This window comes from Paraburkholderia sediminicola, from assembly GCF_046027355.1.
GTDB classification, from domain to species: domain Bacteria; phylum Pseudomonadota; class Gammaproteobacteria; order Burkholderiales; family Burkholderiaceae; genus Paraburkholderia; species Paraburkholderia sediminicola_B.
This window is the reverse complement of record NZ_JAQQEK010000029.1, coordinates 86,695-111,422: the sequence shown is the minus strand read 5'-3', so window position 1 is coordinate 111,422 and position 24,728 is coordinate 86,695. Positions and strand designations below refer to the sequence as shown.

Annotated in this window: 19 protein-coding genes; 13 read left to right on the top strand and 6 right to left on the bottom strand. The window is 65.2% G+C overall.

Features of this window, described 5'->3' with window-relative positions; all coding sequences use genetic code 11:
* Nucleotides 1-332 precede the first annotated feature (332 nt).
* From PQR42_RS35300 to PQR42_RS35285, 4 genes are all read left to right on the top strand, one after another.
* Nucleotides 333-536: a cold-shock protein gene (locus tag PQR42_RS35300; protein WP_007181784.1), complete on the top strand. Its 204-nt coding sequence runs from the start codon at nt 333-335 to the stop codon at nt 534-536.
* A 334-nt stretch (nt 537-870) separates the two neighbouring features.
* A complete protein-coding gene (gene hpnJ, locus PQR42_RS35295; protein ID WP_408389915.1) occupies nt 871-2,292 on the top strand; it encodes a hopanoid biosynthesis associated radical SAM protein HpnJ in 1,422 nt (473 codons plus the stop codon).
* Entirely contained in the window at nt 2,289-3,449 is a 1,161-nt protein-coding gene (gene hpnI / locus PQR42_RS35290) for a bacteriohopanetetrol glucosamine biosynthesis glycosyltransferase HpnI (protein WP_408389917.1), read from the top strand. The genes hpnJ and hpnI (PQR42_RS35290) overlap by 4 nt, the downstream gene beginning before the upstream one ends.
* Before the next feature lie 96 nt (nt 3,450-3,545).
* Nucleotides 3,546-4,541: a flippase-like domain-containing protein gene (locus PQR42_RS35285; RefSeq protein WP_408390051.1), complete on the top strand. Its 996-nt coding sequence runs from the start codon at nt 3,546-3,548 to the stop codon at nt 4,539-4,541.
* Between the two features lie 83 nt (nt 4,542-4,624).
* Here PQR42_RS35285 and PQR42_RS35280 read toward each other — a convergent pair whose 3' ends face one another.
* Complete coding sequence (locus PQR42_RS35280; RefSeq protein ID WP_408389919.1) at nt 4,625-6,028, bottom strand: ATP-binding protein; 1,404 nt, start codon at nt 6,026-6,028, stop codon at nt 4,625-4,627.
* Nucleotides 6,025-6,684 carry a response regulator gene (locus PQR42_RS35275; RefSeq protein ID WP_408216010.1) on the bottom strand — a complete coding sequence of 220 codons (660 nt, stop codon included), beginning with the start codon at nt 6,682-6,684 and terminating at the stop codon, nt 6,025-6,027. The genes PQR42_RS35280 and PQR42_RS35275 overlap by 4 nt, the downstream gene beginning before the upstream one ends.
* A 342-nt stretch (nt 6,685-7,026) precedes the next feature.
* On the opposite strand from PQR42_RS35275, the gene PQR42_RS35270 reads away from it, so the two are divergent.
* The 3 genes from PQR42_RS35270 to hpnK are packed head-to-tail and all read left to right on the top strand — an operon-like array spanning nt 7,027 to nt 9,478.
* Nucleotides 7,027-7,377, top strand: a complete 351-nt coding sequence (locus PQR42_RS35270; protein ID WP_408216008.1) for a hypothetical protein — start codon at nt 7,027-7,029, stop codon at nt 7,375-7,377.
* Between the two features lie 12 nt (nt 7,378-7,389).
* Nucleotides 7,390-8,664, top strand: coding sequence for a bacteriohopanetetrol glucosamine biosynthesis glycosyltransferase HpnI (gene hpnI / locus PQR42_RS35265; protein WP_408389922.1), 1,275 nt, complete (start codon nt 7,390-7,392; stop codon nt 8,662-8,664).
* Nucleotides 8,654-9,478, top strand: a complete 825-nt coding sequence (hpnK, locus tag PQR42_RS35260) for a hopanoid biosynthesis-associated protein HpnK (protein ID WP_408216003.1) — start codon at nt 8,654-8,656, stop codon at nt 9,476-9,478. The genes hpnI (PQR42_RS35265) and hpnK overlap by 11 nt, the downstream gene beginning before the upstream one ends.
* 84 nt (nt 9,479-9,562) lie before the next feature.
* Here the strand turns inward: hpnK and PQR42_RS35255 are convergent, their stop codons facing one another.
* From PQR42_RS35255 to PQR42_RS35245, 3 genes are read right to left on the bottom strand one after another with little or no spacing between them, the layout of a single operon-like run.
* Nucleotides 9,563-12,613, bottom strand: a complete 3,051-nt coding sequence (locus tag PQR42_RS35255; RefSeq protein WP_408389924.1) for an efflux RND transporter permease subunit — start codon at nt 12,611-12,613, stop codon at nt 9,563-9,565.
* The gene (locus PQR42_RS35250; RefSeq protein ID WP_408389926.1) at nt 12,610-13,731 is read right to left on the bottom strand and encodes an efflux RND transporter periplasmic adaptor subunit; all 1,122 of its coding nucleotides are present in this window, start codon (nt 13,729-13,731) and stop codon (nt 12,610-12,612) included. Before PQR42_RS35250 ends, PQR42_RS35255 begins: the two co-directional genes overlap by 4 nt.
* Nucleotides 13,721-15,151 (bottom strand): TolC family protein, encoded by a 1,431-nt coding sequence (locus PQR42_RS35245; RefSeq protein WP_408390054.1) that lies wholly within the window; start codon nt 15,149-15,151, stop codon nt 13,721-13,723. The genes PQR42_RS35250 and PQR42_RS35245 overlap by 11 nt, the downstream gene beginning before the upstream one ends.
* A 254-nt stretch (nt 15,152-15,405) precedes the next feature.
* Here PQR42_RS35245 and PQR42_RS35240 point away from each other — a divergent pair, with 254 nt between their 5' ends.
* Entirely contained in the window at nt 15,406-16,065 is a 660-nt protein-coding gene (locus tag PQR42_RS35240; protein WP_408389928.1) for a response regulator, read from the top strand.
* Entirely contained in the window at nt 16,065-17,429 is a 1,365-nt protein-coding gene (locus tag PQR42_RS35235; protein WP_408389930.1) for a sensor histidine kinase, read from the top strand. The genes PQR42_RS35240 and PQR42_RS35235 overlap by 1 nt, the downstream gene beginning before the upstream one ends.
* A 25-nt stretch (nt 17,430-17,454) precedes the next feature.
* On the opposite strand, the gene PQR42_RS35230 is transcribed toward PQR42_RS35235, so the two are convergent.
* Complete coding sequence (locus PQR42_RS35230; RefSeq protein WP_408389932.1) at nt 17,455-18,441, bottom strand: LysR family transcriptional regulator; 987 nt, start codon at nt 18,439-18,441, stop codon at nt 17,455-17,457.
* A 305-nt stretch (nt 18,442-18,746) separates the two neighbouring features.
* Here PQR42_RS35230 and PQR42_RS35225 point away from each other — a divergent pair, with 305 nt between their 5' ends.
* The 4 genes from PQR42_RS35225 to PQR42_RS35210 are packed head-to-tail and all read left to right on the top strand — an operon-like array spanning nt 18,747 to nt 24,706.
* On the top strand, nt 18,747-20,231 hold the full coding sequence (locus tag PQR42_RS35225; RefSeq protein WP_408389934.1) for a UbiD family decarboxylase: 1,485 nt from the start codon (nt 18,747-18,749) through the stop codon (nt 20,229-20,231).
* A complete protein-coding gene (locus tag PQR42_RS35220; protein WP_408389936.1) occupies nt 20,224-20,853 on the top strand; it encodes a UbiX family flavin prenyltransferase in 630 nt (209 codons plus the stop codon). The genes PQR42_RS35225 and PQR42_RS35220 overlap by 8 nt, the downstream gene beginning before the upstream one ends.
* The gene (locus tag PQR42_RS35215) at nt 20,850-23,888 is read left to right on the top strand and encodes a xanthine dehydrogenase family protein molybdopterin-binding subunit (RefSeq protein ID WP_408389938.1); all 3,039 of its coding nucleotides are present in this window, start codon (nt 20,850-20,852) and stop codon (nt 23,886-23,888) included. Before PQR42_RS35220 ends, PQR42_RS35215 begins: the two co-directional genes overlap by 4 nt.
* A complete protein-coding gene (locus PQR42_RS35210) occupies nt 23,885-24,706 on the top strand; it encodes an FAD binding domain-containing protein (protein WP_408389940.1) in 822 nt (273 codons plus the stop codon). The genes PQR42_RS35215 and PQR42_RS35210 overlap by 4 nt, the downstream gene beginning before the upstream one ends.
* The last annotated feature ends 22 nt before the right edge of the window (nt 24,707-24,728 follow it).

Below are 24,728 nucleotides of genomic sequence, written 5' to 3'. Positions count from 1 at the left end.
TCGAGGTGGCCATGCTGGGGTTCCTGTGTAGGGGAAAACGACAGGTCGCGCGGTCTTGAAACATTGGGCTGGACCCGCGCGGCCATGGATGGACTGCCGATAACCGATTATCTTATCCGATTGTGCGAAATCGCACCGGCGGCCCCGCCGGCCGTGGTGCGCGGCATGCGTCTTGCGGCATGGCTGCTGCGGCGGCGGAAAACCGGGCAAAGCAGCGCCGCGCAAAGAAGCGTAGAGTCGAGCAGCGGTGACAGGATCCGGCGCACACCCGCGGCGGCGGGCGTAGCTCGGCGAATGCAGCCCAATCAACCCAGATGCACAGAGGAATCGACATGCCAACCGGTACAGTGAAGTGGTTTAACGACGCAAAAGGCTTTGGCTTCATCACCCCCGACGACGGCGGCGAAGATCTGTTCGCCCACTTCTCGGAGATTCGTTCCGAAGGTTTCAAGTCCTTGCAGGAAAACCAGAAGGTCAGCTTTGAAATCAAGCAGGGACCGAAGGGCAAGCAGGCGGCGGATATCAAGCCGGTCTGACGTCATGGCCGGTTCGCGCGCGCAACGCGTGCGGCCGGCCATCATTCCGCGTGATCCACACAGCGAAAGAAGCGGCTCGTTCACGCGCGTGACATAAAGCGCCGCGAGCGGGATTTTGCCCGCTCGATCCTCTCTGCCGCACCTATTCCGACGCCTGTTTCGAAGCACATGGAACCGCGCCGCCGGCATCGTCGGCGCCCGTATTTTCCTTAAGGTTTCCTTCAGCTTTGCTCCGTAGTATCTGCGCGATTCCCCCGCCTCCTGGCGGGCACTAGTTCCGATAGTTTGTCGACAGAGAACTGAAAGCGCCGATTCAAGGCTTGCTGGAGCATCCATGAAAACCCTGTTCTTGCAGGCGCCGTCGTATGACGGCTTCGACGGTGGCGCGGGTTCGCGCTATCAGGCCAAGCGTGAAGTCCGCTCCTTCTGGTATCCGACGTGGCTCGCGCAGCCCGCGGCACTCGTGCCCGACAGCCGCGTGCTCGACGCGCCCGCTGACGGCCTGTCCGTCGAGGCATCGCTCGACATCGCGCAGCACTACGATCTGGTGGTGATCCACACCAGCACGCCGTCTTTTCCCACCGATGCGCTATTCGCCGAAGACCTGAAAAAGCGCAAGCCGTCGCTGCTGATCGGCATGGTCGGCGCGAAGGTGGCGGTCGATCCGCACAATTCGCTGACCGCGAGCGAGGCGATCGACTTCGTCTGCCGCGAGGAATTCGACTTCACCTGCCAGGAAGTCGCCGAGGGCAAACCGTTCGCGCAGATCAAAGGGCTCAGCTATCGCAACCGTGACGGTTCGATCGAGCACAACGAAGCACGCCCGATTCTCGAGAACATGGACGAGCTGCCGTTCGTGGCGCCCGTGTACAAGCGCGATCTGAAGATCGACAACTACTTCATCGGTTATCTGAAGCATCCGTACGTGTCGATCTACACGGGCCGCGGCTGCCGCTCGAAGTGCACCTTCTGTCTGTGGCCGCAAACCGTGGGCGGGCATCGCTACCGCACGCGTTCGGTCGAAAACGTGCTGGCGGAAGTGAAGTGGATTCGCGACAACATGCCTGAAGTCAAGGAGATCATGTTCGACGACGACACCTTCACCGACTTCAAGCCGCGCGTCGAGGAAATCGCTCGCGGCCTCGGCAAACTGGGTGTGACGTGGTCATGCAATGCGAAGGCGAACGTGCCGTACGCCACGCTCAAGATCATGAAGGAAAACGGCCTGCGTCTTCTGCTGGTCGGCTACGAATCCGGCGACGACCAGATCCTGCTGAACATCAAGAAAGGTCTGCGCACCGACATCGCGCGCCGTTTCAGCGACGATTGCCGCAAGCTCGGCATCAAGATTCACGGCACCTTCATTCTCGGTCTGCCGGGCGAAACGCAGGACACGATCCAGAAGACGATCGAGTACGCCAAGGAGATCAATCCGCACACGATCCAGGTGTCGCTCGCCGCGCCATATCCGGGCACGACGCTCTACAACCAGGCGGTCGAAAACGGCTGGCTCGAAGAGAACAAGGTGATCAATCTCGTGAGCAAGGAAGGCGTGCAACTCGCGGCGATCGGCTATCCGCATCTGTCGCGCGACGAGATTTACCATCAGCTCGAAAACTTCTATAAGCGTTTCTATTTCCGCCCGTCGAAGATCTGGGAAATTCTGCGTGAGATGTTGACGAGCTGGGACATGATGAAACGGCGCTTGCGTGAAGGCGTCGAATTCTTCCGTTTCCTGCGCGCCCACGAGGCGTGAGCGTCGCACATCTGGTCGCCGTCACGCTGGCCTGTGCGTGCGCGGCTGGCGCGGTTTTCGGCGTCGGCTACACCGTGCTCGCCGGCGCGTTGATCGGGCGGTTCTTCGCGCGAGCGGTGTCCGAGCCGATCGCCTTTCCGCCGGTCACGATCGTTAAACCGCTGCACGGCAATGAGTGGGCGTTGCTCGCCAATCTGTCGAGCTTCTGCCGGCAGGACTATCCAGGGCCCGTGCAATTCCTGTTCGGCGTGCACGACTCGGCCGACCCCGCGCTGCAAACCGTCGACGACCTGCGGCGCCTCTATCCCGAAGCGGACATCACGGTCGTGGCCGACGCGCGCCTGTACGGCCCGAACCGCAAGATCAGCAACATCCTCAACATGCTGCCGCAGGCGCGGCACGACGTGCTCGTTTTCGCCGACAGCGATGTGAGCGTCGGCGCGGACTATCTGCGCAATGTGATCGGCGAGTTGCAGAAGCCGGGCGTCGGTCTCGTCACCTGCGCGTATCGCGGACAGCCCGATCCGGGCTTCTGGCCGCGCCTGTCGGCCAAGGCGACCAACTATCAGTTCCTGCCGGGTGTCGTGACCGGTCTCGCGCTCGGGCTCGCGCGCCCGTGCTTCGGGCAGACCATCGTGATGCGCCGCGATACGCTCGAAAAAATCGGCGGTTTTACGCCATTCGTGCGGCATCTGGCGGAGGACCATGCGATTGGCGAGGCGGTGCGCCTGATCGGCGAGAAGGTGGTGATTCCGCCGTTCACCATCTCGCATGCGTGCGTCGAATCGAGCGCGGCGCAGCTGATCGCGCATGAACTGCGTTGGAGCCGCACCATACGCCGCATCGATCCGCTCGGCCATCTCGGCTCGGCGCTGGTTCATCCGTTCGCGTTCGCGCTGCTTGCGGTCATTTTCTCGGCCGGCGGGTGGTGGGCGTGGTCGCTCGCGCTCGGCGCCATGTGCGCGCGACTCGCCTTGAAGCTGCTGTCCGATCGCGCGTTGAAGCAGGCGCATCGCGACCTGTGGCTGCTGCCGTTATGGGATATCGTATCGTTTGCGATTTTCGTCGCGAGCTTCTGGTCGTCGCGCGTGATCTGGCGAGGCTTCAGCTTCAAGGTGGATGGCGATGGCCTGTTGTCGGCGGCGCAGGACGAATGAACGGCAGCACGGATCGGTCATGATGCACAGGTTTTTTAATGCAGCGGTTAAAAGCAGGGCAATGCGCCTGAAGCGCACGCACGAGGTGTTCGCGTGATGAAGCATCTCGGCCGCATCGCCGCGCTTGCCGGCTTGCTGGTGTCGCTCTGGCTCGTCTGGCAGGACAATCCCGGCGCCGTGCTCGGCGCGCTGCGCGCGGCCGGCGCGGGACTGCTGCTGGCCGCGCTCGCGCACGTGCTGCCGATGCTCGCCAACGCTTGCGACTGGCGTTCGCTGATCCGCGGCGCGAACCGTCCCGGTCTCCTCACTATGCTGCACCTCGTATGGGTGCGCGAATCGGTGAATAGCATGCTGCCGGTGGCGCGCATTGGCGGCGAAGTGGTGTCGTTTCGCATGCTCAAACGTTGGGGCGTGCGGCCGTCCACGGCGGTGGGCAGCATCGTCGTCGATATGCAGCTCACGGTGATCAGCCAGTTGCTCTTCACGATGGTCGGCATCGGCTTTCTGTTCGCGCACGCGCATTCCGACACGCTGCGGCTCGCCGGACAACTGGCGTGGGGTGTGGTGGTGCTCACGCCGTTGCTGGTGCTGTTCGCGATGGTGCAGCACGCGAGTCCGTTCGAGCGCATCACGCGCGCGCTCAATCATATGACGAGCGGCAAGCTCGCCGCGCTGGTCGGGCAGTCGGCGCAGATCGATCAGGCCATCAAGCTGATCTGGCGCCGGCGTGGCGTGGTGTTGCGCTATCTGTTTTTCTGGCAACCGTTGCAGTGCTTCCTCACGTCGCTGGAAATCTGGCTGGCGCTGCACTTTCTCGGCGTGCAGGTCACGCTCGTGGAAGCGGTGGTGATCGAATCGCTGATCCAGGCGATCAGCAGCGCAGCCTTCTTCGTGCCGGGCGGTCTCGGCGTGCAGGAGGGCGGTTTCATTCTGATCGGCGGCGCGCTGGGCCTCGACCCTTCCATCTGTCTCGCGCTGGCCGGCGCGCGCCGTATTCGCGATCTCGTGATGTTCGTGCCCGGCCTGATTGCGTGGCAGTTCGCGGAGTCGTCGAATCGGGCGCCGGAGCGGGCGTTCGAGCGCGCGCCTTAGAGACGAACGGGCGGGGCGCGTGAAGCTGATGGAGCACAGCGTCGTGAACGAGGCGAGCGGGCGCGGCGCCGCCGGCAAACTCCTCAGTTCGCCTGCGCATAAGCGGGAAACGATACCTCGACCGCGAGCCCGCGCTCGCCGATGCCCGTGCCCAGACGCAGGTTCGCGCCGAAATGCTCCGCGATCCGCGCGACGATCGAAAGACCCAGCCCGCTGCCGGTGGCCTGGTTGCCGGTCGCGCGAAAAAAACGATTGGTCAGACGGTCGAGATCGCCCGGCGCGACACCGGGGCCGTCGTCGCGCACGGTCACCTGCACCCGGTCCTGGGCGTGCTGCACGGCCACTTCGATGCTGCCGCCGGCGTGCCCGTACTTGATCGCGTTATCGAGCAGATTGTCGAGCAGGATGCCGATCAAGACGGGCTCCGCGTCGATCTCGGCGCGCATGTCGCCCGACAGCATCACGTGAATGTTTTTCTGCTGCGCGTTGCGCTCGTTGGCGAGCAGCGCGTCTTTCGCCACCGTTGCAGGCTTGAGCGGCGCCGTCGAGATTTTTTCGTGCACGTCCAGACGCGCGAGCAGCAGCAATTGCTCCGCGAGCCGCGCGCTGCGATCGACGCCTTGCACCACGCGCTCCATCGCCAGCCGCTGGCGCGCCGTGTCCGTTTCCGCCAGCGCGACTTGCGCCTGCACCTTGATCGCGGCCAGCGGCGTTTTCAGTTCGTGCGCGGCGTCGGCGGTGAACGCGCGCTCGCGCTCCAGCGAATGCAGCAGGCGCGACAGCAGCAGATTGATCGCATCGACGAGCGGGCGCACCTCGGTCGGCGCGCGGCCGATGTCGACCGGTTCCAGCCGGTTCACGTCGCGTGAACGGATGGCGCGCGAGAGCAGCCTGAGCGGCGCCAGACTCCAGCCGATGCTCAACCACACCAGCACCGCCAGCACCGGCAGCGCGACCAGCGTGGGGCGGGCGATCCGGCTCGCGACGCCGCTCACCAGGTCGCTGCGCGTATTGGCCGGCTCGAACACGCGCACGGTGTGGCCGAGCGCGGTGTCGCGCAAGGTGAACGAATGATACATCTGGCCGCCGAGCGTGATGTCCTGCGTACCGCTCATGGCCGGTACCGGCAGATCCCATGCCTTGAGCTCGCGCAGTTGCGGGCTGCCCGCCAGCACTTCGCCGTTCGGGCCGCGCACCTGGAACAGCGCGTCGCGCGGCAGCGCGTCGTCGTCGTCGCTGTCGTTGGCGCCGGGCTCGCCGCCTTTTTCTTCCTCGCGCACGTCGATGCGCGCGTTGGCGAGCGTGGTCAGATTGCGCTGATCGAGCAGGGCGAGAATCTGCGCGAGTTCCGCGAGACGCGCCTCTTCCCATTCGGCGACTTCGCGTGTGGCCTGACGATAGCTCGACACCAGCGCAACGCCCCAGACCAGCGCGATGCTGGTGAGGACCAACAGCACGAGACGCCGGCGAATCGACGCGCCCATCATTCTTTCTCCACCACGTAGCCGATATTGCGTACCGTCTTGATCAGTTTCGAGCCGAGTTTCTTGCGCAGATTGGACACGTGCACCTCGATTGCGTTGCTCTCGATTTCTTCCTGCCAGCCATACAGGCTTTCTTCGAGACGCGAGCGCGACTGGGGAATCCCCTGATTGGTCAGCAACTGCAACAGGATCGCCCATTCGCGCGAAGTGAGCGGCACGCGCGTCGTGCCCACTTCGACGGTTTGCGCGGCCGGGTTGACCGTCAGATCCTGATAGCGGATGTGCTCGACGCTGCGGCCCTGCGCGCGGCGCAACAAGGCCCGGCAGCGGGCTATTAGTTCGGTCAGATCGAAGGGCTTGCCGAGGTAGTCGTCGGCGCCCGCTTCGAGGCCGCCGACACGGTCGACCACCGTGCCCCGCGCGGTCAGCACCAGCACCGGCACGTCCTTGCCCGAATCGCGCAGCCGTTTCAGCAGATCCATGCCCGAGACGCGGGGCAGGCCGAGATCGAGCAGCACCAGCGCGTAGGCGGTGGTGTCGAGCGCGAGACCGGCCTTGTGGCCGTCGCGGGCCCAGTCGACCGTGAAGCCGGCCTGACGCAGTCCCGCTTCGATACCGCAGCCGATCAGGTCGTCGTCTTCTACGAGGAGTACGCGCATGAGTCCATTATTTCCGTTCGATGTTCCATTGCACGGCAGCCGCGATATTCAAGCAAGCGCCGGACCCTAATCCGAAGTTTAACCATGCTGTTCATCCCTCGCTTTATACGCCTTCTTCCTTAAGGTTTCCTTCAGCTTGGATCGCTACTATCGCCCCTCAACAGATCGCTGTCGCGGCGTCATCGCGGGCACGCGGCGGCGGGTCTGTTGCAACGTTGTTGCAGTTCAATCGTAAGCACATCGATGGGATGGACAGTCGGTGCTTTTCCACACCGACGAGTCGCGCCGACGAGTTGCGTCGAATCAGGCGCCGGGCATTCCGTCAGGTCACGAGACCCAGCCATGAAGCCAGCCACCGTCGACATGCTGCGCGCCCACCTGATGGTGGCCTCGCTCACCGCCATGGGCGCCGAGCTGCTCGCGTTTCTCGCGCTGCTAGTGCTGCCGCTTTCGCACAGCGCCTTCAGTTCCATGCCGTTCCGGCTGCTCGCCATCGCGGTGATCGCGAGCGGCGTGATCGTGACGCGCCAGTTCGCGCACGCCGCCTTCGAACTCGCGCTGCAGGGCCATTACGCGACTGGCACCAGCCGCCTGGCGCGGCCGGTCGCGATTGCCTCGGATTGTCCGCGGCGCTGGCTCGTGATTCTTCATCTGCGCCTGACCGGCAGAGCGTTCGTGCTGGCCGAGCACTGACGGAACCGGACGATGGCGGCGCACGCAGTGACGGCATCCCAATGGATCCTGCTAGCCGGCTGCGCATGCGCGTCGCTTTACGCGCTGCTGGCGGCGGTCGCGATGCCGTTTTTTGGCTCGCGCCTCGGCGCGGCCGGTCGTGCCTATTATTCCGTCTCGCAAGCTTCGCGGCCGCTGGATCGCTTCGAGCATGTCGGCGTCAGCGTACTCAAGCCGCTGTGCGGCGCGGAGCCGCGTCTGTACGACAATCTGCGGACCTTTTGCGACCAGCGTCATGAACATTTCCAACTCGTGCTCGGCGTGTCCTCGCCGGACGATCCCGCGATTGCCGCGGTGCGCCGCTTACAGGCCGCCTATCCCTTGCACGACATCGAACTGGCGATCGACACGCGCGTGCACGGCAGCAATCTCAAGGTCAGCAATCTGATCAACATGGCGGCGCGGGCACGCCATGACGTGATCGTGATTGCGGATAGCGACATTGCCGTCGAAGCCGATTATCTCGACAGCGTGGCCGCGCCGCTCGCGGATCCACAGGTGGGCGTGGTCACGTGTCTCTACGTGGCGCGGGGCATCGGCGGCTTCTGGCCGCGCGTGGGCGCGCTCTTCATCAACGAATGGTTCGCGCCGTCGGTGCGTGTCGCGCACGCGGCCGGCTCGCGCCGCTTCGGCTTTGGTGCGACGCTCGCGTTGCGGCGCGCGACGCTCGAGCGCATCGGCGGTTTCGAGGCCCTGAAAAACTGTCTTGCGGACGATTACTGGCTGGCCGAACACGTGCGCGCCCTCGGCCTGCAAACCGTGCTCTCGCGCGTGATGGTGGCCACCGACGTGATCGAGCCGACGTTTTCCGCCCTGTGGCAGCGCGAAACACGCTGGCTGCGTACGATTCGCTCGGTAAATGCGCCGGGTTTCGCGTTCCTCTTCGTCACATTTCCCACGCCCTGGCTCGTGGCCGGCGCGTGGCTCACTGCCGGCCTTGCGGCTGGTTCGTCCGACGTGCTGCACGCGTGGGCCGCGTTCACGAGCGCGACCGGCACCGCCGCCGGCCTGGCCGCGCGTCTGTTGATGCATCTGCGCTCGGCGCGTCGTGAGCGTACGTTCTGGCGTGATCTGCCGCTGGTGCCGTTGCGTGATACGTTGCTGGCGTTGCAGTGGTGCGCCGCCGTGTTCGGCTCGCATGTGATGTGGCGCGGTGCGCGCGTGCCCGTCGAGGCTTCCCCGTCGAGGGCCGCGCGCAACGGCGCGTTGAACGTGATGGATGTCATGGAGGCGTCGGATGGCGGCTAAGCCACGCGCATTGATCGTGACCGCCGATGATTTCGGCCTGCACGCGCGGGTGAACCTGGCGGTCGAGCAGGCGCATCGAGACGGCGTGCTGAGCGCCGCGAGCCTGATGATCGGCGCACCGGCTGCCGGCGACGCGGTGGCGCGCGCCCGCGCCTTGCCGAGACTGCGTGTCGGCCTGCATCTGGTGCTGGCCGACGGCGACGCGGTCACGCCGCGCGCGGGGATTGCCGCGTTGCTCGATGAGCATGGCCGCTTTGGCGACAACATGGTGCGCGACGGCGTGCGGTTTTTCTTTTTACCGCATGTGCGCAAGCAGCTTGCGCGGGAAATTCGCGCGCAGTTCGAGGCCTTTGCGCAGACCGGTCTGACGCTCGACCATGTCAACACGCACAAGCATTTTCATTTGCACCCGACGGTGCTCGGACTGATTCTGGACATCGGCCGCGAGTATGGGATGAAGGCCATGCGCTTGCCGTTCGAAGCGAATGCGCCGCTGTGGTTGCGGCCGTGGATCGCGCGGGTCAAGGCGCGTCTGGATCGCGCCGGCGTCGCGCATAACGATTATGTAGTGGGGATCGCGGATAGCGGCCGGATGGATGAGGCGGCGTGGCTGGCGGCGCTCGCCGATCTGCCGCATGGGGTGGGGGAGATTTACTGCCATCCCGCGGTGGCGGGGGAGCGGGCGTTGAGTGAGGGGATGAGGATGTATCGGCACGAGGATGAATTGCGTGCGTTGTTGTCGCCGAAGGTGGCCATGGCGATTCGGGCGGCGGGGGTGCGGGTTGGCGGGTTTGGTGATGTGCTGAAGGTGTAGGTCTCTCATTGCGTCAACTGAATCGGAGGTGCGCCCGCGGCGAGCCACAGGCGCACAGATCGGATAAACCGCGCACGTTGCAGCTTAAATCGCCTCCCTCTTCATCAACAACTTCAACAGCACCGGCAGCAACAACAACACCAGCGGCAGCTGAACAATCAACCCCGAAATAATCGCAATCGCCAGCGGCTGCTGCATCGCCGACCCTTGCCCCAATGCAAAAGCCAGCGGCAGCAGCGCCAGAATCGCGGCAATCGTCGTCATCGCGATGGGACGCAGGCGATTACGCCCGGCGCTTAGCAATGCGTCCTCGAACGGCATCTCGTCGTCCCGCACGAGCCCCTGCAACTCCGACACATAGAAAATCGCCACCTCGGTCACGATGCCGATGATCATCGTCATGCCCATCATCGCGGAGATGTTCAACTCGATGCCCGTGATCCATAAGCCGATGAATACCGCGCCCGTCGCCAGCAACGGCATCGCCATGACCGCCAGCGCGACGCGAAAGCGCTCGTACAGGAACAGCAGCAAGCCGAACACCAGCGCAATCGCCGCGCCGAACACGCTCAGCAGCCCTTTGAACGCGATCTGCTGCTGCTGATACAGGCCGCCCAATTCGTAATACACGCCGCTCGGCAGCAGACTCTTATCGCTGAGCGTCTTCTGCACGTCGGCGATCGTCGAGCCGAGATCGCGGCCGTCGATGCGCGCGGTCACCGCCACCATCCGTTTCAGATTGTCTCGGCTGATTTCCGGCTGGCCGGTCACCGTCACCTGATCGGCGACGCGATCGAGCGCGAACAGATGGCCGTCAGGCGCGCGAATCTGCAACTGCCCCAGTTGCGTATCCGTGAGCTTCATCGCGCCGGCCACGCGCACGCGCACGCCGACCGTTTTCGGCCCGCTCTGGAATTGCGTGGCCACGTTGCCTTCCACCATATCGGACACGGCCTGCGCGATCGACTGCGGGTCCATGCCTTCGGCTGCGGCCGCTTCGGGCCGGATGTGCAATTCGAGGGCGTCGCCGGCCGGATTGATGCCGTCGTTCACATCCACCACGCCCTGGATCTTGCCGATCTGCGCCGCTACCTTGCGCGCGGTCGTGTCGAGCGTGTTCGGGTCGTCGGAATAGATCTTGATCTGGACCGGTTGCGGCACGGCCGTCAGGTCGCCGATCAGATCCTCCATCAACTGGGCGAGTTCGATGCTCACGCCGGGCACCTGGGTCTCGACCTTCGAGCGGATTTCTTCCATCACGGTGTCGATCGGTTCGCGATTGCCCGACTTCAGCCGCACGAAGAAGTCGCCCTTATTGGGCTCGTTCAGGTCCCCGCCGAGACCTGCGCCAGTGCGGCGCGAATAGGTCGCGACATTCGGATTCGCGCGGATGATCCCTTCGATCTGCTTCATCAACCGGTCGGTCTCGGTCACCGACGTGCCCGGTTCAGTGTGATAGTCGAGCACGAAACCGCCTTCGTCCATGCTCGGCATGAAACCGCTGCCCACGCGGGTGAACGCGAACGCGGCCACCACGATCAGCGGCAGCAGGCCCAGAAACACGAGCACCGGCCGCGCGGTGACGCGCTCGACCAGAAACGCGTAGCGCCGGTTCATCCACGAGGCGAAGCGGGTTTCCTTGTGTTCCTCGGCGTCTTTCGGTTTCAGCCAGCGGTCGCACAGAATCGGCACCGCGAGCCACGTGACGAGAAATGAAATGAACAGGGCGCTCGCCATGGTCACGGAGAGCGCCTTGAAGAACGCACCCGTCACGCCCGATAGAAACGCCAGCGGCACGAAAATGATCAGCGTCGCCGCCGACGAGCCGGCCAGCGGTCGCGTGAATTCGAGCGCCGCCGCCATCACGCGGCCATGAAATGCGCGTGCGCCGCCTTCGCGCATGCGCCGCACGATGTGTTCGATCATCACGATCGCATCGTCGATCACGAGACCGACGGCGGCGGCCATGCCGCCGAGCGTCATGATGTTGAAGCCCATGCCGAACACGTCGAGCAAGAGGATCGTCGCCGCCATCACCACCGGCACGAGCGCGACGGCGATCGCGGTGATCTTCCAGTTGCGCAGAAAGGCAAATAGCGTCAACGCCGCCAGCACCACGCCGATCATGATCGCGTCGCGTACGCTGGTGGCCGAGGCGATCACCAGTTCGCTCTGGTCGTACCAATTCGACAGATGCACGCCGGCCGGCATCTGATGCTGGAAACCGGCGAGTTTCGCGCGGATCGCCTTGGCCATCGCGACACTGTTCGCGCCCGGCTGCTGATACACGTTGATGAGCACGGCGTCCTGGCCGTCGGCGGTGACGCGCATCCATTGCGGCACCACGCCCTGACGTACGGTCGCGATGTCGCCGAGGCGAATCTGCGTCGCGCCGTTGGCCGACACCACGACGTTGCGCAGTTCGTCGAGCCGCGTAATGGTGGTGTTGGCGATCACGAGGTAGAGCTTGTAGTGATCCTCGATGCGGCCGTTCGCCATCAGCACATTGCTCGCGCCGATCGCCTTCGACACATCGGACAGCGAGAGTTTGTACGCGGCGAGTCGCGCGGGATCGATCGCGACTTCGAACTCGTCCTGCGCGCCGCCCGTCACGTCGACGCGCGCCACGCCTTCCACCGACGACAGCAACGGCCGCATCTGGAACTGCGCGAGATCGTGCAGCGCGGAGAGCGACTGTCGCTGCGAAGTGAGGCTATACGCCAGCACCGGAAACACGGTCGGGTCCATGCGCCGCACCTGCATCGAGGTGCCTTGCGGCAGCGTCGCGAGAATCTCGCTGATGGCCGACTGCGCCTGCAAGGTGGCTTGCGCCATGTCGGTGCCCCAGTCGAAATTGATCGAGATTTCGGCCGCGCCGCGGCTCGTCTTCGATTCGACGTCGCGCACGTTCGGCACGCGCCGCAGCGCTTCCTCGACCGGCATCGTGACGAGCGTGGCCATCTGTTCGGCGGGGCGGTCGCCCGCGTCGAGCGACACCACGGCGCGCGGAAACGCGACGTTCGGGAACAGCGAGATCGGCAGACGGAACGCGGTCAGTGCGCCCGCGATCGCCAGCAACGCGATCACGAACAGCAGCGAGCGGCGGTGCTTCTGCATCCATTGGCCGAAATTCATCGCGGCGCGCCTCCGCTGATTTGCACCGCCATGCCGTCCTTCAACTCATAGTTGCCGCTGACCACGAGCCCTTGAGCGGCGTCGAGCGCGCCATCCACGCCGTAGCGCTCGCCGTTCTCGACCTGCGTGGCCACCGCCACACGGCGCGCCTTGTTCTGCGACGTGATCTGAAACACGTAGGCACCTTTGGCATCTTTCAGCACGGCGGCGCGCGGTACGATCCAGTGTGTGCCGCTGCGGGTCGCGATGTCGGCGCTCACGCGCGTGCCGGGAATGAAGGCTGTCTGACCGAGCGGCACGTTCGCGCCGACATCGACGAGTTGGCTCTGCTGATCCACCGAGGCGCCGACCAGCGCCACGTGGCCGTTCGCCGACATCTGCGCCAGCGACGTGGACAGGCCGTGCAACGTGACGGTGTCGGCGGCGTGGATCGCGGCGGCATCGGCGGGTTCGACGCCGAGCATCACGTTGGCGCGCGCGTCCTTGCCGCTGCCGCCGGCGAGTTGCAGGATCGCCGCGCCGGGCTGCACCTGGTCGCCCTGAGCCGCCGTGACCTGCAGCACCACGCCGTCGTTTGGCGCGGTGATGATCTTGTTGCCGCTTGCCACGCCTGTCTGGTTCTGCGCGGCGAGCGCCTGCTGCGCGTCTTCAGCGGCCTTGCGGGCGCTGGCGAGTTGCGACTGCGTGGCGAGCGCTTTGTCGTACAGCGATTGCGTGCGTGCCAGCTCGCCTTGTGCGAGCGTCAGGGCGCTTTTCGCCTGGGTGGCCGCGAGGACGGCGGCAGGGTCGGCCTGCACGACGAAGAGCGGCGCGCCGCGCGTCACGGTTTGCCCCGGCTGTACGCGCATCTGCACGATGCGCGCGGTGTACGGCAGATTGACGGTGGTGAGGTTCGACGCGGACGCCGCGACGATGCCATACGCACGCACCGGCTGCGCGATCTCGGCGCGCTGCACGCGCACGGTCTGGACGGCGACCACGGGTTGCTCGGTGGCATCGGCGGCGGGCGCTGCCGCGCGGGCCACATGGACGCCGGCGCACAGCAACGTGGCGCAGGCGATAAAGATCGCACCCGCGGCAATGCGCGGCCGCGGCGCTGAAATCAGGCTATTTCGCATGAGTGTCGGAGTCAGTCAAAGCGGTGGAGTAGGCGTCGGGAATCGCGCTGCCGAGCAGCGCCTGCAAGCCGACGCGTTGTTCGGCAAGCGACTCGCGCAACGTCGCGACGTCGATCTGTTTGGTGAGCGCGGCGCTTTGCGCGTCGGTGTAGGCGCCGAGCGCGAGATTGTGTTCCGCGTAGGCCGCGGCCGCGTGCCGGGCGGCGACGTCGACATCGGGCAAGGCGGCCTCGGTCTGCTGCAACTGCCGCGTGAGGATCGCGTTGTCCGCGCGCAGATGCGCGACGTCCGCGTAAGCGTTGTTCAGCCGCGCCTGATATTCGTCGCGCAGATGCTGGCGGGTCGCTTTCTCGATCGCGACGTTGCCCTGGTTGCGGTTGAAGATCGGCAAGCTCAGGTTGATCTGGAAGCCGCTCGTGTAGATATTCGACGTATCGCGCGCCCGCACGAAGCCCACGGACAGACTCGGGAACTGGCTGAGGATCGCGGCGCGATATTTTTGTTCCTGCGCCTCGTAGCCCGCTTGCAGGGCGATCAGATCAGGGCGGCGTCGAGGCAGTCCGGTGAGTGCGGCGTCGAGCGTCGTGTCGGAGAGCGGCTCGATGTCTTCGCTGCCGGTGAGTTGCAGTTGCACCTCGGGCGAGACGCCGAGCAGCGCGTTCAGATCGTGGTGCGTTTGCTCGGCTGCGCGTTCGGCATCGGTGTATTGCTTGCGGGCGTCGCTATAGGCGAGGAGCGCGGCGCTCAGCGTGTCGTCGGTGAGGTTGCCGTCGCGGCGCGCTTCGGCCATGCGTTCGTAGCGCGTGCGCGCGAGGTCGCGCTGACGCTGCAAAAGCGGCAGCGTGTCCTGCTGGAAGCGCGTCTTGATGAACAACTGCCGCGCCTGCGCGACGATCTGCCATTCCTGCCACAGCAGACCGAGATCGGTTTTCGTCACGGTGGCATCGGCGGATTGCTTGTTGGCGCTGCGCAGGACGATCGCCATCACGTCCATGCTCAACCCGTAGCTGAACGCGCGCGTGGTGCCGATCTGCCCGGGATAATCGCTCGATACGCTCAATTGCGGGTCGGGCAGCAGACCTGCCGAGTAGGCTTGAGCGCGGGCGATGCCGAGGTCGTCGCGGGCCAGCTTGAGGTCGGGATTGTTGGCCACCGCGAGCATCGCGACTTCGTCGATATCGAGCCCGTCGGATGGGTCGAAGCGATGCGCGGCCAGCTCCGGCAGCGGCATGCTCGACGGATCGATGCGGATGCGCTCGAGCGAACGCACGGAGGTGGACGTATCCTGCGGCGCGAGCGGTTCGCGGTGATACCACGTGCAGCCGCCCATCAGCAGCGCGCAGAGTGGCACGAACGCGCGCAGCCGTTCATGGGGTCGCGGCGCGGGTTTGATCGCTGGCCTCGCGGCCGCGGCAAGCATGGACACGACCGCTGATATAACCGCTCGCGCGGCTTTGATAACGGGCAAAATCCGGCTCCTGAATGAAGAGTGAGGCATCCGGGAAGGGATGCCGAAAAACAGGAGCCGATTCTGCTGATGGACTGCTTAAGACACGCTTAACGCCAATTTAAGGATCCCTTCAGCGTCCCTTCAGCAAAACATAAGCAAGCCATAAGGAAGCGTTAAGCTACCGGGCGGGACAATGCCGGGGCCAACACGGGAGAGGAGGGACCATGCGGCTGTTACTGGTCGAAGACGACGACATGATTGCGGAAACCGTACTGGGCGCGATGCGCCGCGCCGGCTACGCGATCGACTGGGCCGAAGACGGCCGCGCGGCGGAGCTGTCGCTCGGCAATGGTGTGTACGACCTCGTGCTGCTCGATCTCGGCTTGCCGAAGAAGGACGGCATCGACGTCCTCAACGTCTACCGCAAAAACGGCGGCGCGGCACCAGTCATCATCCTGACGGCGCGCGATGCCGTCGACGAACGCATTCGCGGCCTCGACGCCGGCGCCGACGACTATCTGATCAAGCCATTCGATCTCGACGAGTTGGCCGCGCGCGTGCGCGCGCTGCTCAGGCGCCGCACCGGCCAGAAGCAGCCAATATACGCACATGGCGAGCTCACGCTCGACCCCGCCGCGCACGAAGTCACCAAATCCGGCGAGCCGCTGCCGCTCGTGCCGCGCGAATTCGCATTGCTGCAAGCGCTGATCGAAGAGCCGACGCGCGTGTTCACCAAGACCGAACTCGAAGAAAAGCTGTACGGCTGGGGCGAGGAAGTGGGCAGCAATACGATCGAAGTGCACGTGCATAGTTTGCGGCGCAAGATCGGCGCGGACCAGGTGGTGACCGTGCGCGGCGTGGGCTACCGTCTGAAGAGGTGCTGATGACGTCGATTCGCCGCTGGCTGCTGGGCTGGCTGATTTTCGGTCTGGCGGCCGCCTCGGGCGTGGCAGGCTACGGCATCTTCCATACGGCGCGCGAGGAAGCGAGCGAACTGTTCGATTACGAGTTGCGCACGATCGCGCTGTCGCTGCCGTCGAATCTCGCCGGCGCGGGCGACGGCGAACATCGCGACCCCGACCTGGGCGGTCTGGCCGACGACCGGGTCGTGATCGAAATCTGGGACGCCGCCGGCAAGCTGATTTATCACTCGCTGCAGGCGCCGGTGTTTCCGCGCCAGCCCGCGGGCTTCAACACGGTGGAGCGCGGCGAGTATCACTGGCGTACTTTCGCCGTGCAGCAGGCGCAGCGCTATATCCAGGTGGCGCAGCCCATCTCCGTGCGCGAAGACCTCGCGCTGCGACTCGCGCTGCACACGCTCTGGCCGCTCGGCGTGCTGGTGCCGGTGACCATCGTGCTGGTCCTGCTGGTGGTGGCGCGCGGGCTGGCGCCGATAGGCGGGCTGTCGCGCGCGCTGTCCACCCGCACGATGGATTCGCTCGAACCGCTGCGTCTGGACGGCAGCGTGCCGGTCGAAATCAAGCCACTGGTCGAGGCGCTCAACGATATGTTGCAACGGCTGCACACGGCGTCGCAGGCGCAGCGCACGTTCATCGCCGATGCCGCGCACGAGTTGCGCTCGCCGCTCGCCGCGCTGAAGCTGCAATTGCAGGCCGCGTCACGCGACGGTTCGTTAAAGGGCGAAGGGCAAACGCTCGAACGTGTCGAAGGGCGCGTCAATCGCATCATTCACCTGGTGCAGCAACTGCTGACGCTGGCGCGTGAAGATGCGCATCCCGTCACGTCGATGGTGCCGGCCAGCCTGCGCCGGATCGGTGAGCAGGCCGTGGGTGATTTTTCGATGCTGGCGGAAACGAAGGAGATCGACATCGGTCTGGAATGCGAGGGCGCGCGCACGAAGGGCGATGCTTATACCGTGCTGGCCGAGCCGCACGGCATGAGCGTTCTGCTGGGCAATCTGATCAACAACGCGATCCGGCATACGCCGCGCGGCGGCCGCGTCGACGTGATATTGAAGCGTGCCGGTACGCGCGTCGGCTTCGAGGTCGTCGATACGGGCGCGGGCATTCCGGAGGCCGAACTCGAACGGGTCTTCGACCGCTTCTATCGCGGCGAAGAAGCGCAAGGCGAGGGCAGCGGCCTCGGGCTCGCGATCGTGTCGCGCATCGCCGAGCGGCATCAGATGGATCTTTCCCTGCGTAACAACGAGGGCCGGCCCGGCTTGCGTGTGACGGTGTCCGGTCTGAAGGCGCATGACGTCGACGCGCCGGTGGCTGTCAAAGGCTGACGGCGTGCAATTCACCGCGCCACGTTCATGCGGAGCGTTCCCCGGGCAATGCCGCTGAACGCGGATCGTTCGATGCATCGCTGGACGGCCCGTTCAGCGATGCATCCAGTTCCGACGCGCTCGACACCTGGCGCAATTCGTCGGCGATGATCGACACCAGCGCATCCGCCGCGGCGCTCAACGGGCGTCGCGGATGGCTCACACACACGATATGCCGCACGATGCGCGGCGCGAGAATCGGATAGGCGCGCAGGCTGCCCCGGCGCACCGCGCGCTGCACGGCGATACGCGGCAGGATGGTCGCGAAGTGCGTGCTTTCCACCAGCTTCACGATCGTGCTCAACACGTCGATCTCGAAGCGCGGCGCGAGCAGCACGTCTTCATGCTGCGCTGCTGTATCGAGCACGCCACGCAAGCCGTGGCGCTTGGTCGGCAGCACCAGCTCCAGTTCGGGCAATTGCGCGAGTTCGATCGCATGCGGCAACTCGGGGCCGTGCTCGGCACTCGTCACCAGCACCATTTCTTCGTCGAGCAAGGGCTGCGCGTCGAGCGAAAGGCGCGCGCGCGGTTTGTTGATCAGCGCCGCGTCGAGTTGGCCGCCCGCCACCCAGTCGATGAAGGTCGCGCTGTAGCCGTCCGCCACCGTCACTTCAACATGGGGGTAACGCGCGTGAAAACGCGACAGCGCGTCGGCCAGCACGCTCTCCGTGACCGACGCGATCAGCCCGATCGACACATGCCCAGTCACCACCTCGTCGCGCTGCACGAGTTGCTGGCGCGCGTGCGCGAGGTCGCGCATGATCGGCAGGAAGAGCCGGTACATCAGCCGGCCGGCGGCCGTCGGCGCCATGCCGTGGGCATTGCGCTCGAAGAGCTGCTGATGCAGTTCGTCCTCGAGTTTGGCGATCTGCATGCTGAGCGCGGGCTGCACGATGTTCAGGCGTTTCGCCGCCCGCGTGACCGAACCGTCCTCGAAGAGCGCGATGAAATACTGGATTTGCCTGAGGTCCATGTTGGTATGAATAAAACATCAGCAAACGTAATGAGAATGACGCGCTGTATCAGACGATGGCCTGATCGCGCCTCACGGACGCTTCGAGACCTCGGCTCCGGTCCCGCAGGATGCGCCGCCGCACGAGCGGTGTCTATTGATATCCCGCCTACAATTGCCTGTCATTGGTGCTAACACGCATATCATCGGGAATGATTCGACGCATCAATAATCAATATTAGAAGTTATAAGCTGATCTCGTTACGCTTCCATCATCAACTGGCAGTCCGGTTCGGACATGAAGCCAGGCATCGATGGAGACGTGGATGAATACTCGCGATGGCGCAGCGCACCGCACTTTCCCCCTGACGTGGGCTCGCCCGACCGGCGCGCTCACGCTGCGCGACTGGCTGGCGCATCTGGCACGCACGGGCCGGGTCGCTACGATCGACAAGGCGGTGGCGCTCGAACACGAACTCGCCGCCATCGCCAAGCGCCTGGACGGCACGCAAGCCGCGTTCTTCACGAAGCCGGGTGGCCACGATGTGCCGGTGGTCAGCGGTTTCATGTCGCGGCGCGCGTGGATCGCGGAAGCGATGGGCGTGGCCGAGGCTGATCTGCTGGCGCGCTTTCGCGACGCGGCGGACCAGCCGATTCCTTCGAAGGAAATCCCGCGCGCCGAAGCGGCCTGCCAGCAGGTCGTGCATACCAGCGGGATCGATCTTCACAAGCTGCTGCCGATTCCGACCCATAGCGAGCATGACAACGGGCCCTACATCACCGCGGGTCTCGTGATCGCACGCAATCCGCGTACCGGGGTGCAGAACGTTTCCATCAATCGCATTCAGGTGCACGGGCCGGACCGCATGGCGATCCTGCTGTTGCCGCGCCATCTGTATGCATTCCAGAAAGCCGCGGAAGAGGCGGGCGACGCGCTCGACGTCGCGATCGCCATCGGCGTCGATCCGTTGACGATGCTCGCCTCGCAAGCGATTTCCCCGATCGATTCCGACGAGCTGGAAATCGCCGGCGCGCTGCACGGCGCGCCGCTGCCGGTCGTCAAATGCGTGAGCAACGGTGTCAACGTGCCGGCTTTCGCCGAGATCGTGATCGAAGGGCGAATTCTGCCCAACGTGCGCGAAATGGAAGGCCCATTCGGCGAATTCCCCAAGTACTACAGCGCTCAGGAAGCGCGTGAAGTGATCGAAGTCACCGCGGTCACGCATCGCGAGAAACCGATCTTTCATACGATCGTGCCGGCGGAAATGGAGCATCTGCTGCTCGGCGCGATTCCGCGCGAGGCGACGTTGCTCGCTCACCTTCAACGTAGTCATCCTAACGTCAAGGACGTGCATCTCTCAGTGGGCGGCGTGTGCCGTTACCACCTGTGGGTGCAGTTCGAGAAGAAGCGCGAGGGCGAAGCGAAGAACGTGATTCTGTGCGCGTTCGGCGCGCACTACGACATCAAGCAGGTAGTGGTGGTCGACACCGATGTGGACGTGCACGACCCGGCCGAAATCGAATGGGCGATCGCCACGCGCTTCCAGGCCGATCGCGATCTGGTCGTGATTGAAGGCGCGCAAGGCTCGCCGCTCGATCCGTCGACTACCGTCGGTCAGCCGGAAGACGCGCCGCCGCATCTGCAAGGTGTGAGCGCGAAGATGGGACTGGATGCCACACGGCCGGTGGTGTACGCGTCGCATGTGTTTACACGGGTGCGCATTCCCGGACAGGACACAGTGAATCTGGACGCCCTCGTCGCCGCCGACAACACCGCCTTCGACGGCTATCTGGGTGGCACTCATGTCTGAGCACAAGCACACGCCTGAGCGCATCGTCGTCGGCCTATCGGGTGCAAGCGGCGCGCTGATCGGCGTACGTCTGCTCGCCGCGTTGCGGCGCCTCGGCACGCACGAGACGCATCTGATCGTGTCGGCCTCCGGCGCGGTCACGGCGGCGCAGGAACTGGGCATGACGCGCGGTGATCTGGAACGCCTTGCCGACGTGGTCTACAACGTACGCGACATCGGCGCGGCCGTGGCGAGTGGTTCGTTCATCACGGCGGGCATGGTGATCGCGCCGTGCTCGATGAAGACGCTCGCGAGCGTGGCCAATGGTTTCGCCGACAACCTGCTCACACGTGCCGCCGATGTGATGCTCAAGGAGCGCCGCCGGCTCGTGCTGGTCGCGCGCGAAACGCCGCTCAACCTCGCGCATCTGCGCAACATGACTTCCGTCACCGAGATGGGCGGGATCGTCATGCCGCCGGTGCCCGCCTTCTACGCGCATCCCAAGACCATCGAGGACGTGGTCGACCACACAGTGGGGCGGATTCTGGATCTGTTCGGTATCGAGCATCGCGAAATCGCGCAGCGCTGGAGTGGACTCGCCGACGAATTCGCGGAGCGCCGCGAATCGGGAGCGGACCAATGAATCGGCGCGACACGCTCCACGCAGGTGACACGGCGACGCAGGAACGCGAGCCGGAACTGGAAAAACGCCCGCAGCGTCATCTCGGCCGCCCGATGGAGCGTCTGGAAGATCCCGCGATTCTCACCGGCCGCGGCCGTTATGGCGACGACATCGGCATCCGTCCGGGCACGCTGCACGCCGCGATCCTGCGCTCGCCGCACGCGCATGCGGAACTGGTGTCGATCGACACCGACGCCGCCTCGAAACTGCCCGGCGTCCACGCGATCCTGACACGCGATGACCTGCGCGCCTGGTCGCGGCCCTTCGTGGTCGGCGTGAAATCGCCGATGGAGCAATGGGCGCTGGCGATGGACCGCGTGCGCTATGTCGGCGAACCGGTGGCGGTGGTGCTGGCGCAATCGCGCGCCATCGCCGAGGACGCACTCGATCTGCTCAAGGTCGAGTACGCGACGCTCGATCCGGTCACATCGATCGAACAGGCGGCGAGCGAAGAATCGCCGGTGCTGCACGAGAAAGTGGGCAGCAACGTGATCAGCGACCGGCACTTCCGCTACGGCGAGCCGGAAGCCGCGTTCGAGAAAGCGCCGCATCGCGTGAAACTGGTCGCGCATTATCCGCGCAATAGCTGCGCGCCGATCGAATGCGGCGTGGTGATCGCGGAGTATCTGGCGGGCGATGAAGGCTACGACGTCACGTCGAATTTCATGGGCCCGTTCTCGCTGCACGCGGTGATGGCGATGGCGCTGAACGTGCCCGCCAACCGTCTGCGGCACAAGGCGCCGCGCGATTCGGGCGGCAGCTTCGGCGTGAAGCAGGCGGTGTTCCCGTACGTCGTGCTGATGTGCCTCGCCTCGCGCAAGGCCGGGGCGCCGGTGAAGTGGGTCGAGGACCGGCTCGAACATCTGAGCGCGGCGACGTCCGCGACCGCGCGCGTCTCGACGCTCGAAGCGGCCGTGGAGAACGACGGTCGCATCACGGCGCTCGCCTACGATCAACTCGAAGATTGCGGCGGCTATCTGCGCGCGCCGGAACCGGCCACGTTCTATCGCATGCATGGTTGCCTGACCGGCGCGTATGCGATCGACAATCTGCTGGTGCGCAACCGCGTCGTGCTGACCAACAAGACGCCGACGGGTCTGGTGCGCGGCTTCGGCGGACCGCAGGTGTATTTCGCGCTCGAGCGGCTGATACAGCGCATCGCGCTCGAACTGAAGCTCGATGTGCTCGACGTGTACCGCCGCAATTTCGTCGCCGCCGATGCATTCCCGTATCGCGCCGCGGCCGGCGCGCTGCTCGACTCGGGCAACTATCAGGAAGCGCTGCGCCGCGCGTTGGCCGAAGGCGGCTATGACGAGCTGCTTGCACGTCGCGAGGCGGCGCGCAAGGAAGGGCGGCTGTATGGGATCGGCTTCGCGGCGATCGTCGAGCCGTCGGTGTCGAATATGGGCTACATCACGACGGTGATGCCCGCCGACGCGCGCAGGAAAGCCGGACCGAAGAGCGGCGCGATCGCAAGCGCGACGGTCAGCGTCGATCTGCTCGGCGGCGTGGTGGTGACGATTGCGTCGACGCCCGCGGGCCAGGGGCATATGACGGTGTGCGCGCAAGTGGTTGCGGATGTGCTCGGCGTGTCGCCGCATGACGTCGTCGTCAATGTCGAATTCGATACGCACAAGGACGCGTGGTCGGTGGCGGCGGGCAACTATTCGAGCCGCTTCGCCGGCGCGGTGGCGGGCACGGTGCATATGGCCGCCGTGCGCGTACGCGACAAGATCGCACGCATCGTGTCGAAGCAGTTGGGCTGCGCGCCGGACGATATCCGTTTCGAAGAAGGCCGCATCTTTGCAAGGGGCGCCGAGGATCGCGCTCAGCCGTTCGGCCGCGTCGCCGCCAATGCGCCGCATTGGGCGCCCGCGCTGTTGCCCGAAGGCGAAGAGCCCGGTCTGCGCGAGACAGTGTTCTGGAATCCGCCGAACATGGCCGCGCCGGACGAGAACGATCGCGTCAATACGTCGGCGGCGTACGGGTTTGCTTTCGACATGTGCGGCGTCGAAGTGGAGCGCGCCACCGGCCGCGTGCGGATCGACCGCTACGTCACCGCGCACGACGCCGGCACGCTGCTGAACCCCGCGCTCGCCGACGGCCAGATTCGCGGCGCGTTCGCGCAAGGACTCGGCGCGGCGTTGATGGAGGAGTTTCGCTACGGCGCGGACGGCAGCTTCCAGTCCGGCACGCTCGCCGACTATCTGATGCCGACCACCTGCGAAGTGCCCGATCCGGTGATCGTGCATCTGGAAACGCCGTCGCCGTTCACGCCGCTCGGCGCGAAGGGACTCGGCGAGGGCAACAACATGAGCACGCCGCCGTGCATCGCGAATGCGGTGGCGGATGCGCTCGGCGTCGACGATATCCGTTTGCCGCTGACGCCTTCGAAGGTAATGGCGCTGATCGGCATCGACGACCCCGCGCCGTCGCGTCCCGAGTTGCGTGAAGCGCCGGCGGCCAAACCGGCGATGCCGGGTAGCGGCAAGGCGCTCACCGCGCAGGGCAGCGTCGATTTACCGGCGTCGCCGGAAGCGATTTTTGCCGTGCTGCTCGATCCGAACGCGCTCGCGAAAGTGATACCCGGCTGCCATGCGCTCGAAGCCGAAGGCACGAACCAGTATCGCGCCGACGTGACGGTCGGCGTCGGCATGATCAAGGCGCGCTTCGAAGCGAAGATCGGCCTGTCGGAAATCGACGCGCCGCATCGGCTGCGTTTGGCGGGCGCGGGCATGTCGTCGCTCGGCAGCGCGCGCGGCAGCGGCCTCGTCGAATTGACGCCGATTGAAAACGGCACGCGTCTTTCGTACGACTACGAAGCCCAGGTGTCGGGCAAGGTCGCGGCGGTCGGCGGACGCATGCTCGAAGGCGCAGCCAAGGTCGTGTTGCGGCAACTGTTCGAATCGCTCGGCCGTCAGGCGGCCGGCAAGCCGGTTCACGCCGGCGGCTCGTGGCTCTCGCGCTTGCTGGCCCGTTTCAGGAGACAGGCATGAAACCCGCGCCGTTCGATTATCTGCGCGCCATGACCAGCCAACATGCGCTCGATGCCCTCGCGCAAAGCGGCGAGGACGCACGCGTGCTGGCCGGCGGCCAGTCGTTGATGGCGGTGCTGAACATGCGGCTCGCGCAGCCGCGCATGCTGATCGATATCTCGCGCACTGACGAGCTGAACTCGGTGCGCGTCGATCACAAGGCGGGCTTGCTGGTGGTAGGCGCGGCAGCGACGCAAGGCAGCGTCGAGTGGCGCGAATCGTTGCGCGATGAAGTGCCGTTGCTGGCGATGGCGTTCCCGCATATCTCGCACTTCCAGATCCGCAATCGCGGCACGGTGTGCGGCTCGATAGCGCATGCCGACCCGAGCGCGGAACTGCCCCTGGTGCTGGCCGCGCTTGGCGGCGACGTGCTGCTGCGCTCGAAAAAGAAACACCGCGTGCTGCCAGCCAGCGAGTTTTTCCAAGGCATGTTGATGACCGCGCGCGAGCCCGACGAACTGGTCGAAGCCGTGCGCTTTCCGCTGAAGCGGCCAGGCGAGCGCTACGGCTTCACGGAATTCTCCGCGCGCCACGGCGACTTCGCGATGGTCGCCTGCGCGGCCGTCGTGACGAGCGATTCGATTCGCCTCGCGGTGGGCGGCGTCGCGGACAGGCCGGTGGTCGAGCAATGGCCGCGTCTGCGTGACGAGGACCTGCGCAGCGCATTGAACGATTTGAGCTGGAAGCTGGGCGCGCAGGACGACGCGCATATCAGCGCGACCTATCGCCGGCATCTGGTCCGGCAACTCGGATGGCGCGTGATCGAGGAGGCGAAGTGAGCAACACATCGAACGGCAACGT

Coding starts and splice junctions, on each gene's coding strand:
- hpnJ (WP_408389915.1), top strand. CDS start 871: ATGAAAACCCTGTTCTTGCAGGCGCCGTCGTATGACGGCTTCGACGGT.
- PQR42_RS35220 (WP_408389936.1), top strand. CDS start 20,224: ATGTCTGAGCACAAGCACACGCCTGAGCGCATCGTCGTCGGCCTATCG.
- PQR42_RS35250 (WP_408389926.1), bottom strand. CDS start 13,731: ATGCGAAATAGCCTGATTTCAGCGCCGCGGCCGCGCATTGCCGCGGGT.
- PQR42_RS35225 (WP_408389934.1), top strand. CDS start 18,747: ATGAATACTCGCGATGGCGCAGCGCACCGCACTTTCCCCCTGACGTGG.
- PQR42_RS35210 (WP_408389940.1), top strand. CDS start 23,885: ATGAAACCCGCGCCGTTCGATTATCTGCGCGCCATGACCAGCCAACAT.
- PQR42_RS35255 (WP_408389924.1), bottom strand. CDS start 12,613: ATGAATTTCGGCCAATGGATGCAGAAGCACCGCCGCTCGCTGCTGTTC.
- PQR42_RS35285 (WP_408390051.1), top strand. CDS start 3,546: ATGAAGCATCTCGGCCGCATCGCCGCGCTTGCCGGCTTGCTGGTGTCG.
- PQR42_RS35235 (WP_408389930.1), top strand. CDS start 16,065: ATGACGTCGATTCGCCGCTGGCTGCTGGGCTGGCTGATTTTCGGTCTG.
- PQR42_RS35215 (WP_408389938.1), top strand. CDS start 20,850: ATGAATCGGCGCGACACGCTCCACGCAGGTGACACGGCGACGCAGGAA.
- hpnI (WP_408389922.1), top strand. CDS start 7,390: ATGGCGGCGCACGCAGTGACGGCATCCCAATGGATCCTGCTAGCCGGC.
- hpnK (WP_408216003.1), top strand. CDS start 8,654: ATGGCGGCTAAGCCACGCGCATTGATCGTGACCGCCGATGATTTCGGC.
- PQR42_RS35300 (WP_007181784.1), top strand. CDS start 333: ATGCCAACCGGTACAGTGAAGTGGTTTAACGACGCAAAAGGCTTTGGC.
- PQR42_RS35280 (WP_408389919.1), bottom strand. CDS start 6,028: ATGATGGGCGCGTCGATTCGCCGGCGTCTCGTGCTGTTGGTCCTCACC.
- PQR42_RS35230 (WP_408389932.1), bottom strand. CDS start 18,441: ATGGACCTCAGGCAAATCCAGTATTTCATCGCGCTCTTCGAGGACGGT.
- PQR42_RS35270 (WP_408216008.1), top strand. CDS start 7,027: ATGAAGCCAGCCACCGTCGACATGCTGCGCGCCCACCTGATGGTGGCC.
- PQR42_RS35245 (WP_408390054.1), bottom strand. CDS start 15,151: ATGCTTGCCGCGGCCGCGAGGCCAGCGATCAAACCCGCGCCGCGACCC.
- PQR42_RS35275 (WP_408216010.1), bottom strand. CDS start 6,684: ATGCGCGTACTCCTCGTAGAAGACGACGACCTGATCGGCTGCGGTATC.
- PQR42_RS35240 (WP_408389928.1), top strand. CDS start 15,406: ATGCGGCTGTTACTGGTCGAAGACGACGACATGATTGCGGAAACCGTA.